The organism is Streptomyces sp. NPDC057253 (assembly GCF_042669125.1).
GTDB lineage: Bacteria > Actinomycetota > Actinomycetes > Streptomycetales > Streptomycetaceae > Streptomyces.
Genome location: NZ_JBHUXV010000042.1, coordinates 25,629 through 39,962, shown reverse-complemented (window position 1 = coordinate 39,962; position 14,334 = coordinate 25,629). Strand labels below are relative to the sequence as shown.

At 70.1% G+C, this 14,334-nt stretch carries 14 protein-coding genes; 11 read left to right on the top strand and 3 right to left on the bottom strand.

From position 1 onward, the window contains the following. Positions 1 to 87 precede the first annotated feature (87 nt). The 9 genes from hemL to ACFULQ_RS23110 all read left to right on the top strand — a co-directional run bounded on the left by hemL (position 88) and on the right by ACFULQ_RS23110 (position 9,319). Positions 88 to 1,407, top strand: a complete 1,320-nt coding sequence (gene hemL / locus ACFULQ_RS23150; RefSeq protein WP_383546769.1) for a glutamate-1-semialdehyde 2,1-aminomutase — start codon at positions 88 to 90, stop codon at positions 1,405 to 1,407. Next, positions 1,404 to 2,093, top strand: coding sequence for a histidine phosphatase family protein (locus ACFULQ_RS23145; RefSeq protein ID WP_383546767.1), 690 nt, complete (start codon positions 1,404 to 1,406; stop codon positions 2,091 to 2,093). The genes hemL and ACFULQ_RS23145 overlap by 4 nt, the downstream gene beginning before the upstream one ends. Before the next feature lie 189 nt (positions 2,094 to 2,282). Then, positions 2,283 to 3,566, top strand: coding sequence for a hypothetical protein (locus ACFULQ_RS23140; protein ID WP_383546765.1), 1,284 nt, complete (start codon positions 2,283 to 2,285; stop codon positions 3,564 to 3,566). A gap of 66 nt (positions 3,567 to 3,632) precedes the next feature. Further along, positions 3,633 to 4,241 carry a TlpA family protein disulfide reductase gene (locus tag ACFULQ_RS23135; RefSeq protein WP_383546763.1) on the top strand — a complete coding sequence of 203 codons (609 nt, stop codon included), beginning with the start codon at positions 3,633 to 3,635 and terminating at the stop codon, positions 4,239 to 4,241. Position 4,242: 1 nt separating this feature from the next. Next, entirely contained in the window at positions 4,243 to 5,016 is a 774-nt protein-coding gene (locus ACFULQ_RS23130) for a cytochrome c biogenesis CcdA family protein (RefSeq protein ID WP_383546761.1), read from the top strand. A gap of 3 nt (positions 5,017 to 5,019) precedes the next feature. Then, positions 5,020 to 6,774, top strand: coding sequence for a cytochrome c biogenesis protein ResB (locus ACFULQ_RS23125; protein WP_383546760.1), 1,755 nt, complete (start codon positions 5,020 to 5,022; stop codon positions 6,772 to 6,774). Further along, entirely contained in the window at positions 6,771 to 7,877 is a 1,107-nt protein-coding gene (gene ccsB / locus ACFULQ_RS23120) for a c-type cytochrome biogenesis protein CcsB (protein ID WP_383546758.1), read from the top strand. Before ACFULQ_RS23125 ends, ccsB begins: the two co-directional genes overlap by 4 nt. Before the next feature lie 25 nt (positions 7,878 to 7,902). Further along, entirely contained in the window at positions 7,903 to 8,301 is a 399-nt protein-coding gene (locus tag ACFULQ_RS23115; protein ID WP_383546757.1) for a hypothetical protein, read from the top strand. Positions 8,302 to 8,380: 79 nt separating this feature from the next. Continuing rightward, positions 8,381 to 9,319: a transglutaminase-like domain-containing protein gene (locus ACFULQ_RS23110; protein WP_383546755.1), complete on the top strand. Its 939-nt coding sequence runs from the start codon at positions 8,381 to 8,383 to the stop codon at positions 9,317 to 9,319. Here ACFULQ_RS23110 and ACFULQ_RS23105 read toward each other — a convergent pair. Continuing rightward, entirely contained in the window at positions 9,301 to 10,590 is a 1,290-nt protein-coding gene (locus tag ACFULQ_RS23105) for a PucR family transcriptional regulator (RefSeq protein WP_383546753.1), read from the bottom strand. The two genes, ACFULQ_RS23110 and ACFULQ_RS23105, sit on opposite strands and share 19 nt — an antisense overlap. A gap of 92 nt (positions 10,591 to 10,682) precedes the next feature. Here ACFULQ_RS23105 and ACFULQ_RS23100 point away from each other — a divergent pair, with 92 nt between their 5' ends. Then, positions 10,683 to 11,132, top strand: coding sequence for a nucleoside deaminase (locus ACFULQ_RS23100; protein WP_383546751.1), 450 nt, complete (start codon positions 10,683 to 10,685; stop codon positions 11,130 to 11,132). Continuing rightward, positions 11,113 to 12,090, top strand: a complete 978-nt coding sequence (locus ACFULQ_RS23095) for an isopenicillin N synthase family dioxygenase (RefSeq protein WP_383546749.1) — start codon at positions 11,113 to 11,115, stop codon at positions 12,088 to 12,090. The genes ACFULQ_RS23100 and ACFULQ_RS23095 overlap by 20 nt, the downstream gene beginning before the upstream one ends. 294 nt (positions 12,091 to 12,384) lie before the next feature. Here ACFULQ_RS23095 and ACFULQ_RS23090 read toward each other — a convergent pair whose 3' ends face one another. Together ACFULQ_RS23090 and ACFULQ_RS23085 are read right to left on the bottom strand one after the other, a co-directional pair. Beyond that, positions 12,385 to 13,788, bottom strand: coding sequence for a purine-cytosine permease family protein (locus ACFULQ_RS23090; protein ID WP_383546747.1), 1,404 nt, complete (start codon positions 13,786 to 13,788; stop codon positions 12,385 to 12,387). A 102-nt stretch (positions 13,789 to 13,890) separates the two neighbouring features. After that, positions 13,891 to 14,280 (bottom strand): PLD nuclease N-terminal domain-containing protein, encoded by a 390-nt coding sequence (locus ACFULQ_RS23085; RefSeq protein ID WP_383546745.1) that lies wholly within the window; start codon positions 14,278 to 14,280, stop codon positions 13,891 to 13,893. Between the last annotated feature and the right edge of the window lie 54 nt (positions 14,281 to 14,334).

Sequence of the window (14,334 nt, the reverse complement as noted above, 5' to 3'; positions counted from 1 at the left end):
CGAGGGCTGGCCTACCCTGAGGTGGTCACCGGCAACGGAGTCCGAGAAAGCCGAACAAACCGGAGAAGGTCGGAGTAGCCGCAAGTTATGAGTGAATTGCCCTATTCGTACGACGCGCCTGTCTCGCAGGCCCTGTTCGACCGCGCGTCGGCCGTCACACCCGGCGGCGTGAACTCCCCGGTCCGCGCCTTCCGCGCCGTGGGCGGCACCCCCCGCTTCATGGTGTCCGGCACCGGCCCGTACCTGACGGACGCCGACGGGCGCGAGTACGTCGACCTCGTCTGCTCCTGGGGCCCCATGATCCTCGGGCACTCCCACCCCGAGGTGATCGCCGCCGTCCAGGAGGCGGTGTCCAAGGGCACCTCCTTCGGCACCCCCGGTGAGGGCGAGGTCGCGCTCGCCGAGGAGATCGTGGCCCGCGTCGAGCCCGTCGACCAGGTGCGGCTCGTCTCCAGCGGGACCGAGGCCACCATGTCCGCGATCCGCCTCGCCCGCGGCTTCACCCGGCGCACCAAGGTCATCAAGTTCGCCGGCTGCTACCACGGCCACGTCGACTCCCTCCTCGCCGCCGCGGGCAGCGGTGTCGCCACCTTCGCGCTCCCCGACACCCCCGGCGTCACCGGTGCCCAGGCCGGCGACACGATCGTGCTGCCGTACAACGACCTCGAAGCCGTCCACGAGGCCTTCCACCGGCACCCCGGTGAGATCGCCTGTGTGATCACCGAGGCCTCGCCCGGCAACATGGGCGTCGTGCCGCCGCTGCCCGGCTTCAACCAGGGCCTCAAGGACGCCTGCGCCCAGAACGGCGCCCTCTACATCTCCGACGAGGTCATGACCGGGTTCCGGACCAGCCGGAGCGGGTGGTACGGCATCGACGGCGTCCGGCCCGACCTCATGACCTTCGGGAAGGTCATGGGCGGTGGCTTCCCGGCCGCCGCCTTCGGTGGCCGCGCCGACGTCATGGCGCACCTCGCGCCCGCCGGGCCCGTCTACCAGGCCGGCACCCTCTCCGGGAACCCCGTCGCCACCGCCGCCGGCCTCGCCCAGCTGCGGCTCCTCGACGACGCGGCCTACGACAAGGTCGACGCCGTGTCCCGGCAGATCCAGTCCCTGGTCACCGAGGCGCTCGGCAAGGAGGGGGTCGCCCACACCCTCCAGAACGCCTCCAACATGTTCTCGGTGTTCTTCACCGACCGGCCGGTGCGCGACTACGAGGACGCGAGGGCGCAGGAGTCCTTCCGGTTCACCGCGTTCTTCCACTCCCTTCTGGAGAACGGCGTCTACCTGCCGCCGTCCTCCTTCGAGTCCTGGTTCGTCTCCACGGCCCACGACGAACAGGCGGTTCAGCGGATCGCCGACGCCCTTCCGGCGGCGGCCCGAGCGGCGGCGGAGGCCACGGCAGCATGAGCAACTCGACCGACAGCGACATCACCGTCGTCCACCTGATGCGGCACGGCGAGGTCGCCAACCCCGACGGGGTCCTCTACGGCCGTCTCACGGGCTACCACCTCTCCGAACTCGGACGGCAGATGGCCGACCGGGTCGCCGAGCACCTCGCCCCCCGGGACATCACCTACGTCTGCGCGTCCCCGCTGGAGCGGGCGCAGGAGACCGCCACGCCGATCGCCAAGTCGCACGGGCTCGACATCGCCACCGACGAGCGGCTCATCGAGGCCGAGAACGTCTTCCAGGGCAAGACCTTCGGGGTCGGGGACGGCGCGCTGAAGAACCCCGAGAACTGGAAGCACCTCGTCAACCCCTTCAAGCCGTCGTGGGGGGAGCCGTACGTCGACCAGGTCGTCCGGATGAAGGGGGCGCTGGACGCGGCGCGGGACCGGGCGCGGGGGCATGAGGCCGTGCTCGTCAGTCACCAGCTGCCGATCTGGATCGTGCGGTCGTGGGTCGAGAAGCGGCGGCTGTGGCACGATCCGCGGCGGCGGCAGTGCACGCTGGCCTCTTTGACGTCCTTCACGTATCAGGGCGACCGGATCGTGTCCGTGGGGTACAGCGAGCCCGCGATCGATCTGGTGCCGGTTCATCTTCGGGCGGGCGCCAAGCCGGTGAAGGGCAAGTCCAAGGCGTTCGGGGCCTAGCGGTTCGTGGGGGACTGCGGGGCTGTTGTGGCTGGTCGCGCCCACGCGGCGGAGCCGCATGTCGAAACAGCCCCGCGCCCCTGTGGGGCGCGCTTCTGTTACCCAATCCGCAAATAGTGCCGGAACCTTCCCCCCTCCTCGTCTCCTCTGACTGGGTGACCACCAGAGAACGTGACGAATCGGGGAAACATGGCCACTCTCAGTCGAAGGGGTGCGCTCGGGCTCGGGGCGGGGGCCGCGGCCGCCGTAGGACTCTCGGGGTGTGGAAACCTCACCCCCTCGCAGGGGGCGACCCACGCCGCCGGGGCCAAGCCGAGCAAGAAGCCCGTCACCGTCCGCCCCATCGGTGACGGCTCCACCTCCTTCACCGGCAGGCAGCCCCACCAGCCCGGCAAGCCCGTGCCGTTGGAGCCCGGGCAGACCCCGCCGCAGTTCGTGATCTTCTCCTGGGACGGCGCCGGCGAGGTCGGCAACGGGCTCTTCCCGCGCTTCCTCGACCTCGCCAGGAAGCACGACGCGCACATGACCTTCTTCCTCTCCGGGCTGTATCTGCTGCCCGAGTCGAAGAAGCGGCTCTACGACCCCCCGAACAACCCCCGCGGCGCCTCCGACATCGGCTACCTCACCGACGAGCACGTCAGGGCGACCCTGGCCAACGTCCGGCGTGCGTGGCTGGAGGGGCACGAGATCGGCACCCACTTCAACGGCCACTTCTGCGGCGGCTACGGCACCGTCGCCCACTGGACGCCGGCGCAGTGGCGCTCGGAGATCCAGCAGGCGAAAGCTTTCGTCAAGCAGTGGCGGACCAACACCGGCTGGACCGATCTGCCCGCCCTGCCCTTCGACTACGACAAGGAACTCGTCGGCGGCCGCACCCCCTGCCTCCTCGGCCAGGACAACCTGCTGCCCACCGCCCGTGCGCTCGGCTGGCGCTACGACGCCTCCTCGCCCGGCGGCCGCCAGGTCTGGCCCGTGAAGACGAACGGGATATGGGACCTGCCCCTCCAGGCGATACCGTTCCCCGGCCGCAGCTTCGAGGTCCTGTCCATGGACTACAACATGCTCGCCAACCAGTCGATCAACTCGACCAACGCGCCCGCCTACAACTACCCGGCCTGGCGCGAGCAGGCCGCGGGCGCCTACATCGCCGGCTTCCAGCGCGCCTACGAGACCAACCGCGCCCCCTTCTTCGTCGGCAACCACTTCGAGCACTGGAACGGCGGCATCTACATGGACGCCGTGGAACAGGCCCTCACGCACATCGCGCGGGAGAAGGAGAGGGGCGCCGACATCCGCATGGTCTCCTTCCGGCAATTCGTCGACTGGATGGACGTCCAGAAGCCGGAGGTGCTCGCGCGGCTGCGGACGCTCGACGTCGGGCAGCGGCCGGCCGGCGGCTGGAACACCTTCCTGAAGGGCACCTCGACGCCCTCCGGAAACCCGTCCTCGACATCCTCCGCAAACGCTGCCTGAAATGCGGGTTTCCGCCCGCAAGGGGGGTGCCCGAGATCCCCGGAACGGGCATGCGAAACTTTTCACATGAGTGCCGCCAGCCGTAGCCGCTCCCGAGTCCGTGCCAGCCTGCTCACCGCGGGTGCCGCGGCCGCGGCGCTGATCCTGTCCGCGTGCAGCTCGGGCGGCACCTCGGGCGGAGGCGGCGACACCAACTTCATCATGGGCGCCGACGGCATCTCGACCGCCAAGCAGGGCGACCGGGGCACCGCCCCCGACCTGTCCGGCAAGACCGTCGACGGCAAGCAGCTCGACGTCGCCGACTTCAAGGGCAAGATCGTCGTCCTGAACATCTGGGGCTCCTGGTGCGCTCCCTGCCGGGCCGAGGCGCCCAACCTGGAGACCGTCTCCAAGGAGCTCAAGGGCAAGGACGTGCAGTTCGTCGGCATCAACACCCGCGACACCAGCATCAAGAACGCCCGCGCCTTCGAGACGGACATGGGCATCACCTTCCCCAGCCTGTACGACCCGACCGGCAAGCTGATGCTCCGCTTCCAGAAGGGCACCCTCAACCCGCAGGCCGTGCCCTCCACGCTCGTCATCGACCGGGACGGCAAGATCGCCGCCCGCTCACTGGCCGCGCTCAGCGAGAGCAAGCTGCGCAAGATGATCGACCCGGTCCTCGCGGAGAAGTGACGTGAGCGCAGTCGTCACGCTCGCCGCCGAGACCGGCTACAACGGCACCGTCCTCAACGGGGCGTTGCTCCTCGCCCTGCCCATCGCGGTGCTCGGCGGCCTCGTCTCCTTCTTCTCGCCGTGCGTCCTGCCGCTGGTCCCCGGCTATCTGTCGTACGTCACCGGCGTCACCGGCACCGACCTGGCCGAGGCCCGGCGCGGCCGTATCGTCGCGGGCGCCTCCCTGTTCGTGCTCGGCTTCACCGTGGTGTTCGTCTCCAGCGGGGCGCTGTTCGGCTACTTCGGCCAGACGCTCCAGGAGAACCAGAGCGTGCTGTCCAAGGTGCTGGGCGTGCTCATGATCCTCATGGGTGTCTTCTTCATGGGCCTGATGCCCTGGATGACCCAGCGGGAGTTCCGCTTCCACAACAAGCCCGCCATGGGCCTGGTCGGCGCCCCGCTGCTGGGCGCGCTGTTCGGCATCGGCTGGACCCCCTGCATCGGCCCGACCCTCGCCTCCGTGCTGACCCTCTCCGCCCAGCAGGGCAGCGCGGGCCGCGGTGCCATACTGACCGTCGCCTACTGCCTCGGCCTCGGAGTGCCCTTCGTGCTCGCCGCGGTCGCCTTCCGCAAGGCGCTCGGCGCCTTCGGCTGGGTCAAGCGCCACTACGTCTGGGTCATGCGCATCGGCGGCACCATGATGATCGTGACCGGACTGCTGCTGCTGACCGGCGTGTGGGACCGCCTCGTGCAGGACCTCCAGTCCTGGTCCGCCGGCTTCTCTGTGGGGATCTGATCCATGAGCAAGACCACACCCGCCGCCTCCGACACCTCCGGTGCCCCGGACGACACCTCCCGCGGCCCGGACGCCTCCGCCGGCGACCAGGACCTCGGCGCGGCCGGCTCCCAGCTGTCCACCGCGCCCGTCGAGGGCCCGCCGAACCTGCCCTCCCTGGGCGTCATCGGCTGGGCCCGCTGGTTCTGGCGCCAGCTGACCTCGATGCGGGTCGCGCTGCTGCTGCTCCTGCTGGTGGCGCTCGGCGCGATCCCCGGCTCGCTCATCCCGCAGACCGGCACCGACGCGACCAAGGTCGCCGACTTCGTCAAGAACAACCCCACCCTCGGGGACGTCTACGACAAGCTCGGCCTCTTCCACGTCTACAGCTCGGTGTGGTTCTCCGCGATCTACATCCTGCTGTTCGTCTCCCTCATCGGCTGCATCGTGCCCCGCACCTGGCAGTTCGTCGGGCAGCTGCGCAGCCGGCCGCCGGGTGCCCCGAAGCGGCTGACCCGGCTGCCCGCCTACACCACCTGGCGCACCGAGGCCGAGCCCGAGCAGGTCCGCGAGGCCGCACTCGCCCTGCTGAAGAAGAAGCGGTTCCGCGCCCACCTCGTCGGTGACAACGTCGCCGGGGAGAAGGGCTACCTCCGTGAGGTCGGCAACCTCGCCTTCCACATCGCGCTCATCGTGCTGCTCACCGCCTTCGCCTGGGGCCAGCTCTTCAAGTCCGAGGGCAACAAGCTGGTCGTCGAGGGCGACGGCTTCTCCAACACCCTCATCTCCTACGACGACTTCAAGTCCGGCAACCTCTTCGACACCGGCGACCTGGTGCCGTTCAGCTTCACCCTGAACAAGTTCACCGGCACCTACGAGACCAGCGGCCCCAACAAGGGCACCCCGCGCCTCTACCAGGCGGCCATCACCTACAGCAAGGGCGCCTACGGCAAGGACCAGAAGACCCTCGTCAAGGTCAACGAGCCGCTGGAGATCGACGACGCGAAGGTCTATCTCACCGCCCACGGCTACGCCCCCCTCATCACGGTCCGGGACGGGAAGGGCAACGTCGTCTTCCACGACGCGGTCGCGATGCTGCCGCTCGACTCCAACGTCACCTCCACCGGAGTGATCAAGGTCCTCGACGGCTACCGCAACGCCAAGGGCGTCTCCGAGCAGCTGGGCATCTCGGCCTTCTTCATCCCGACCTACACCAAGGGCAGCGAGACGGCCTCCACCTTCCCGGCCCTGACCAACCCGGTGCTCAACCTCACGCCGTACCACGGTGACCTCGGCGTCAACTCGGGCATCCCGCAGAGCGTGTACCAGCTCGACAAGTCGCACGTGAAGGACTTCAAGGACGCCAAGGGCCAGGAGCTCAGGGAGAACCTGAGGCCCGGCGAGACCATGCAGCTCCCGAACGGCGCCGGTTCGATCACCTACGACGGCACCAAGCAGTGGGCGAACTTCCAGGTCGTCCAGCAGCCCGCCAGCGGCTGGGCCCTCGCCGGCGCCCTCACCGCGATCTTCGGCCTCGCCGCGTCCCTGTTCATCCAGCGCCGCCGGGTGTGGGTGCGGGCGGTGCGCGGCGACGACGGTGTGACGGTCGTGGAGATGGCCGGACTGGGCCGCAGCGAGTCGGCGAAGGTACCGGAGGAGCTGGGCGAGCTGGCGGGAACCCTGTACGACCAGTCCCCGGCTCCCACAGACCCGCAGCCGCAACCCGAGCAATCCACCCCCGAACCCCAAGAAGCACCCTCCGAAGGGGCTGAGAAGTGACTCTCGCCGCCGCAACCGAGTTGGCCACCGCCACCAACGAACACCTCGCCAACATCAGCAACACGCTGATCTACTCCTCCATGGCCGTCTACACCCTGGCCTTCTTCGCGTACATCGCGGAGTGGCTCTTCGGCAGCCGCAGCAAGGTCGGCCGCACCGCCGCCGCGCTCACCGCCGACGCCAAGAAGACCCAGGCCAAGAAGGCGCCGGCCGTCACCGTGAACCAGGGCGGCAGCACCGCCGTACTGGAGCGGCCGCAGGTCGTGGTGCGGTCGGCCACCGGTTCGCGGGACGTGCCCGACGGGCCCGGGGCGCACGGCGGGGACGAGCAGGGCGACCTCTACGGGCGTATCGCCATCTCCCTCACGGTGCTCGCCTTTCTCGTCGAGCTCGCCGGGGTGGTGGCCCGCGCGGCCTCGGTGGAGCGGGCGCCCTGGGGCAACATGTACGAGTTCAACATCACCTTCTCCACGGTGGCCGTCGCCGTGTACCTGGGGCTGCTGGCCCTGAAGAAGAACGTGCGCTGGCTCGGGCTGTTCCTGGTCACCACGGTCCTCCTCGATCTCGGCCTCGCCGTCACTGTCTTGTACACCGCCAGCGACCAGTTGGTTCCCGCCCTTCACTCCTACTGGCTGTACATCCACGTCTCCACCGCGATCTTCTGCGGCGCGGTCTTCTACGTCGGCGCGGTCGCCACGATCCTGTACCTCTTCAAGGACAGCTACGAGAACAAGATCGCGAACGGCGGCACGCCCGGCCGGTTCGCGAACTCCGTCCTCGACCGGCTGCCGGCCTCCGCGAGCCTCGACAAGTTCGCCTACCGCGTCAACGCGGCCGTCTTCCCGCTGTGGACGTTCACGATCATCGCGGGCGCGATCTGGGCGGGTGACGCGTGGGGCCGCTACTGGGGCTGGGACCCGAAGGAGACCTGGTCCTTCATCACCTGGGTCGCCTACGCCTGCTACCTGCACGCCCGCGCCACCGCCGGCTGGAAGGGCCGCAAGGCCGCCTACCTGGCGATGATCGCCTTCGGCTGCTGGCTGTTCAACTACTACGGCGTCAACATCTTCGTCTCCGGCAAGCACTCGTACGCGGGCGTCTGAGTCCCCGCTCGGCGACACTGGTGTCATGACCGGATCCGTCGAGCAGGGCACCAGCCGGACTCACGGAAGCAGCCGCGTCCTGCACTTCCTGGTGCGGCTGCCGGTCCCCATGGAAGGGGCCTGGTCCGCGGTGGGCAGTGCGGAGGGGCTGGCGCGCTGGTGGACCGGCGTGGAGGTGCTGGAGCCGCGGCTCGGGGGTGCCGTGGTGCTGCCGGGACTGGGGGCGGGACAGGTCACCGCGTGGGACGTGGACCGGGTCGCCGAGTACACCCTGGAGCGGGGCGACCGGATCAGGTTCCACCTGGAGCGGGACGGGGACCGGGGGTCGGTCCTGCGCTTCACGCACGAGTACGAGGGGTCGGGGGAGACCGAGCCGGCCTGGCGGGCCCGGTTCGAGCGGTTGCTGGAGACCCTGGACGCCTAGAAGCGCGCCTTTCCTGGACAGCCGGCGGCGAATTTTGACACGGTGGGGTGCGCCCGGCCCGTATTCGAACACGTGGCCGATGACGCCCTTCGGGAGGCCCGTCGTGTCCCTCTCCTTCCACGCCACGCAGAGCGTGTTCTCCGCCCCCGGGGAAATGGCCTCGCTGTACGACGATGCGCCACCCGACCCCGCCCGACTCGCGCGGATCGTCAGGGATGTGATGATCCATCGGCTCGAGGGCGAGCTCTTCGGGCACGTCCATCCCACCGACCGGCTGCACGGCGACGCGGAGTCCCGGTACATCGACGACATCCTGCGCATCGTCGTCGACAGGAACCCCGCGCCGCTGACCGTGCGGCGCGATCCGGGCGACCGGTTCGTCGGGATCTGCCGTGACTTCGCGCTGCTGCACGTCTCGTTGCTGCGGCACGTGGGTGTGCCGGCGCGGATACGGTCCGGGTTCGCCGACTACTTCTCGCCGAGCGGGTTCCACGGTGATCACGTCGTCACCGAGTACTGGGACGAGGCGCGGGGCTGGCTGCTGGCGGACGCGCAGCTCGCCGATCCCGAGATCACCGCGAACTGGCCCGTGGACTTCGACTTCATGGACGTACCCCGCGATCGTTTTCTCGTCGCGGGTGAGGCGTGGCGGGCGATCCGGGAGGGCGGGGCGGACGAGAAGCGGTTCGGGTTGCATGCGCCCGAGGAGGGGCCGTTCTTCGGGGAGCGGTTCGTGGCGGGGAACATCCGGCTCGATCTCGCGGCGCTGAACAAGGTGGAGACGCTGCTGTGGGACGTGTGGGGGGCCGACGACGGGGAGCCGGGCACTCCGTTGTCGGACGGGGTTCGGGAGATCTGTGACCGGGTGGCGCCCGTGGTGAGCGGGGAGGTGTCCATGGAGGCGGTACGGCGGGTGTTCGCGGCGGAGGAAGGTCTTCGGACGCCTCGGACGGTGACGTCCTATGCGCCCTTCCTCGGGAAGAGTCTGGTCGAGTTGCGTCAGGCGATTCGGCGGTAGGGCGGGTGCGGCGCCGTTGTGGCTGGTCGCGCAGTTCCCCGCGCCCCTGAAGCGGGCTGCACCAGCCGGTGTGCGCATGTTGCTGCCAACAGCTCTCCCAGCAGGTCCGGGGCGTCTATCTCCAGGCCCAGCAAGGACTCGATTCTGTCCAGGCGTTGGTAGAGGGACTGGCGGCCTATGTGGAGCAGGGCTGCCGTGCGCGTAGGGGAGCAGCCGTTTCTCAGGTACGTCTCCAGCGTGCGGACCAGGTTGCTCGGGTGCGCCGTCTCCCAGGACAGCAGGGGGCCCAGGACGTGCTGGACCAGGGCCGTGAGGCGTTCGCGGTTGGCGTCCAGGCCGCCTCTGGTCAGTTCGCGTTCCAGGGCCAGTGCCCTGGACGAGGTCACCAGGGGGCCGTCGGGCCCCCGGGGTTCCGCGGCGGGGACGGTCAGAGCGAGTTCCAGGGTCGTACGGGCCGCTCGCAGCGTGTCGCTCCAGCGCAGCCAGCCGCCCTCCCCTGCGACGGCGTGGCCCACGGCCACCGTGAGGCCGGGGTCCGCCGAGGTGCCGAAGGCCTCCTGGACCGCCTTCACCGGGTCGCCCTTGTACCTGTCCGGTACGGCGACCAGCCCCAGCACGTCCCCCGGGAACGCCGCCCGCAGCACCGCCGCCCCACTGAGCAGCCGTACCGCCCGGTCCACCGCGCCGGTGTCCAGGGCGCCGTGGACCGAGACCCCGACCAGACGGGCGCCGGGGCCCGGGTGGAAGCCGGCGAGGGCGGCGCGGGCCTCCACCTCCGGCTGGTTCAGTGCCGCCCGGTCGGCGAGGTCGGCCAGCAGGGCCGCCGTGTGGTCGTCGCCCCACGGCCGTACGACCGCACGGGCCGACAGTCCGCGGGCCACGATCGCCCGGTTGGCGGCCTCCGCGATCCGTACGAAGGGCACGACCCGGTGCAGGGCCACAAGGGGCAGCTCGCGGCTGCGGGCCTCGTCGATCACCTCGGCCGGCATCGCCGGCAGTGAACGGCCGACCTCCACCGCCAGTCCGGTGACGCCCCGGGCGGCCAGCTCGCGGACGTAACGGCGGCGGACCTCGTCGGCTGCGTCGGTCAGTCCGAAGCCGTTGGTGAGCAGCAGTTCGCCGCCGTCCAGGAAGTTCGCGCCCTCGTAGACCTCGCTGGAGTGCACCCAGCGGACCGGGCGGTCCAGGGCGGTGTGTCCGGCGAGCAGCTCGGGCTCGGCGGCGCGGACCGGGTCGAGGTCCAGGACCTCACGGAGCGTGAGTGCGGGCATGCGCGCCTCCCTACAGTTCGTCCGGTGATGAGCTGCCGGGAGAGTACTTTCCGCACGTTGCCCTCGTGTTTCCGTCACTGGAGAGTGAAGGTATGGATCAGGCACAGGCACGTACGTGGCTCGCCACCGCCGTCGCGGAGGCGCGGGCCGGGCTCGCCGAGGGCGGTATCCCCATCGGGGCCGCGCTCTACGGCGCGGACGGCACCCTTCTCGGCCGTGGCCACAACCGGCGCGTCCAGGACGGCGACCCGTCCGTGCACGGGGAGACGGACGCGTTCCGCAACGCGGGGCGGCAGCGGTCGTACCGCGGTACGACGATGGTGACCACCCTCTCGCCCTGCTGGTACTGCTCCGGGCTGGTCCGGCAGTTCGGGATCTCCCGGGTGGTGATCGGCGAGGCGACCACGTTCCACGGCGGCCACGACTGGCTGGCCGAGCACGGCGTGGAGATCGTCCTGCTCGACGATCCCGAGTGCGTCGGCCTGATGACCGACTTCATCGAGAAGCACCCCGCTCTGTGGAATGAGGACATCGGTGAGTAAACCACGTATTCCCACCATCGATCTGCGGCCCTGGACCGACGGCGACGACAACGCCCGCGCGGCCATCGCCCGCACGCTCGACGAGGCGCTCCAGACCGCCGGGTTCTTCCTGGTCACCGGGCACGGGGTGGCGCCTGAGCTGCGATCGGCGATCCGGGAGGCCGCGCGTGGATTCTTCCGGATGCCCGTGGACGTGAAGCAGCCGTACACCGCGAAGGTCGGCGGGCGGGGCTGGCTCGGGCCCGGTGCCGAGGCGAACGGCTACTCGGAGGGTACGCAGACCCCGCCGGACCTGAAGGAGTCGCTGACCTTCGCGACGCACCGGCCCTTCGAGGACCCGGTGGTCAACGCGGAGTGGTACGCGCCGAACGTCTGGCCCGAGGAGGTGCCCGAGCTGCGGATCCTCTGCGAGGAGTACCTCGACCGGATGGAGGAGCTGGAGAAGCAGCTGCTGTCGCTGCTCGGGGAGGCCCTCGGGCTCGAACCCGACTTCTTCTCCCGGCACATGGACCATCCGACCTACGGCTTCAACATCAACTGGTACCCGGGCACCGAGGTCGTCGGGGAGCCGGAGCCGGGGCAGTTCCGGATCGGCCCGCACACCGACTTCGGGACCGTCACGATCCTCGACCGGCAGGCCGGCAAGGGCGGACTCCAGGTCTACACGGACGAGGGCGGCTGGGAGGACGCCCCCTTCGACCCCGACGCCTTCACCATCAACATCGGCGACCTGATGGCCCGTTGGACCGGCGACCGCTGGCGCTCGGGCCGCCACCGGGTACTGCCGCCGCCGGCGGACGCCCCCGCCGAGGAACTGATGTCCCTCGTCTACTTCGGCGAGTGCACCCCGGGCACGCGGGTGGAGTCCGTACCGGCGCCGGTGGGACGGGTGGCGTACGAGGCGGTCGACTCGCACGCGTACCTGAGGGAGAAGCTGAACTCGATCACCGTGGAGTGAAGACCACGTCGGACAGGTCGTCCCGTACCCGGGGTGAGGTCGCCCCCGGTCGGGACGGCCGTCCTGATGAGGGTCTCCAGGCCGCTGCGGCGGTTGCGGGCCCGAGCGGCGTCGGCCGCGGGCCGGGCGAAGGCCTCGTCGGCCTTCATCCGCGCGGTCGCCCAACAGCTCGCGGTGGGCGTCCAGTTCGGTGGTGAGGCGAGTGAGAGCTGCCGGGCGGGCCGGGTCTGCCGGGCGGGCCGGGTCTGCCGGGCGCCCGCTTCGGGGTGGTGCAGCAGCGCCCGGCGCTCCCCCCTAGTCCCGGCCGCTTGAGACCCTGCGGGTGCGGAACGCCGCGTACAGCGCCGCGCTCACCGCGAAGCCCACCACCGGGGTGATGTCGCCGAAGGACGGCCAGTGGTCGGGGACGTAGCCGACGTAGTCCTCCTGGTTGGAGAAGAGGGGGACCGAGACCGCTACGCCGAGCAGCAGGGCCGCGAGGCCCGGCCAGTTGGTGAAGGTGCGGTCGGACAGGCGGGCGGAGAGTTCCTCGTCGGTCGCCGTGCGGCGCTGGAGCCACCGCTCGACCAGGACCACACCGAGCCAGGGCGCCACCCAGTACGCGATCACCAGCAGGAACGCCTCGTACGCCGACCCCGCGTCGTCGAGCGAGGCCCACGCCGCCGCCGTACCGGCCACTCCGGACACCACCACGAGCACGCTGCGGCTCAGCCAGGTCGGGAGGTTCAGGCCGAAGGAGGTGATGGAGATCGCGCCCGAGTAGATGTTGAGGGCGTTCGCCGAGATCGCGCCGAGGATGATGGCGAGGAGCACCAGGTCGCCCAGCCAGCCCGGGAGATGGCCGGTGAAGGCGGCCGTCGGGGTGGCGTCCTTCGGGGCCACGATGGTCGCCGAGGCCGCGCCGATGATCGCGACCACGGCGACGGACACGAAGAGGCCGACGGCCGGGTAGACGACCGTCCGCAGCTTGTTCGCGGTGCGCGGCAGATAGCGGGAGTAGTCCGTCGCGTACGGGTTCCAGCCGGCCGCGTAGCCCCAGGCCGCGCTGAAGGCGAGGAAGAAGCCGCCGATGCCGCCGCCCGTGCCGCCGCCGCTCAGGTGCGCGTCCTTGAAGGTCCACACACCGGCCAGCAGGAAGATCACCGCGAGGGCCGGGAAGGCGTACTTCTCGAAGGTGTGGACGAAGTTGTGGCCGATGAAGCCGATCACGATCTCGGCCGCGACCACGAGCAGCAGCGACGGCAGCGGCCGTAGACCGGTGAGGGTGTTGAGCGCGAAGGCCGCGCTCACGCTGTTCACCGCGAACCAGCCCACGCCCGCGATCAGACCGTTGGCCGCGGACGGCAGGATGTTGCCGAAGTAGCCGAAGGAGAAGCGGCCGATCACCATCTGCGGGACCCCGAAGCGCGGCCCGTCCAGGGACAGCACGCCCTGGGTGATGCCGCCGACGGCGGTGCCGAGGAGGATGGCGGCGGTGGCCTGCCAGAAGCTCAGGCCGAAGAACAGGACCGAGATCACGCCGATGAACACCGTCGCGAACTCGATGTTCGGGGACGCCCAGGTCCACAGCAGCTGGAGCGGGGTGCCGTGGCGTTCCGCTTCGGGGATCGGTTCCGAGCCCGCCGTCTCGACGGCGATGACCTTGTCACCGTAGGCGGGGGCGAGGGTGCCGGAGGAGTCGGCGGGTGCAGTCGTCATGCGAGCCAAGTGTCCGGTTCCGGTGCCTTCGGGCACAGAGGCGCATTGTCCGCATCCGGAGCCTCGCCGACGTACAGCTTGTCCGCCGCGGGGCCGCCCCGGTCAGTCGCCCTTCGGCTCCTCGCCGGCCTCCCGGCGCTTCAGCTCCTCCTCGCGGCGGCGCAGGTCCGCCTCCCAGTCCTTCAGCAGGGCCTCGTCCTTTTTGTTCTCGGCCTTGAGGGAGTTCAGGAACTCGGGGTTGTCGTCGGGGGCGACGTACTCCATGCGGTGGTTGCGGTGCCACTCCGAGGGCGTACGGCCGCCCGCGGGCGGTGTGCGCAGCTTGCCCGCCGCCAGCCACGCGATCGGGCCGACGATCCAGAACAGCAGGATGATGAAGACCCAGGCGATCTTGGGCAGGTGCTTGGCCTCGTCCTCGGGGGTGTTGAGGCAGTCGATGAACGCGTAGATCGTCAGCGCCAGCGGGATCAGGTACATCAGCAGCCGGAACATGTGCTCTTGGCCCCCCAGGGAACGTTGTGTGGAGCCTGTGACAGGCCCCTGACG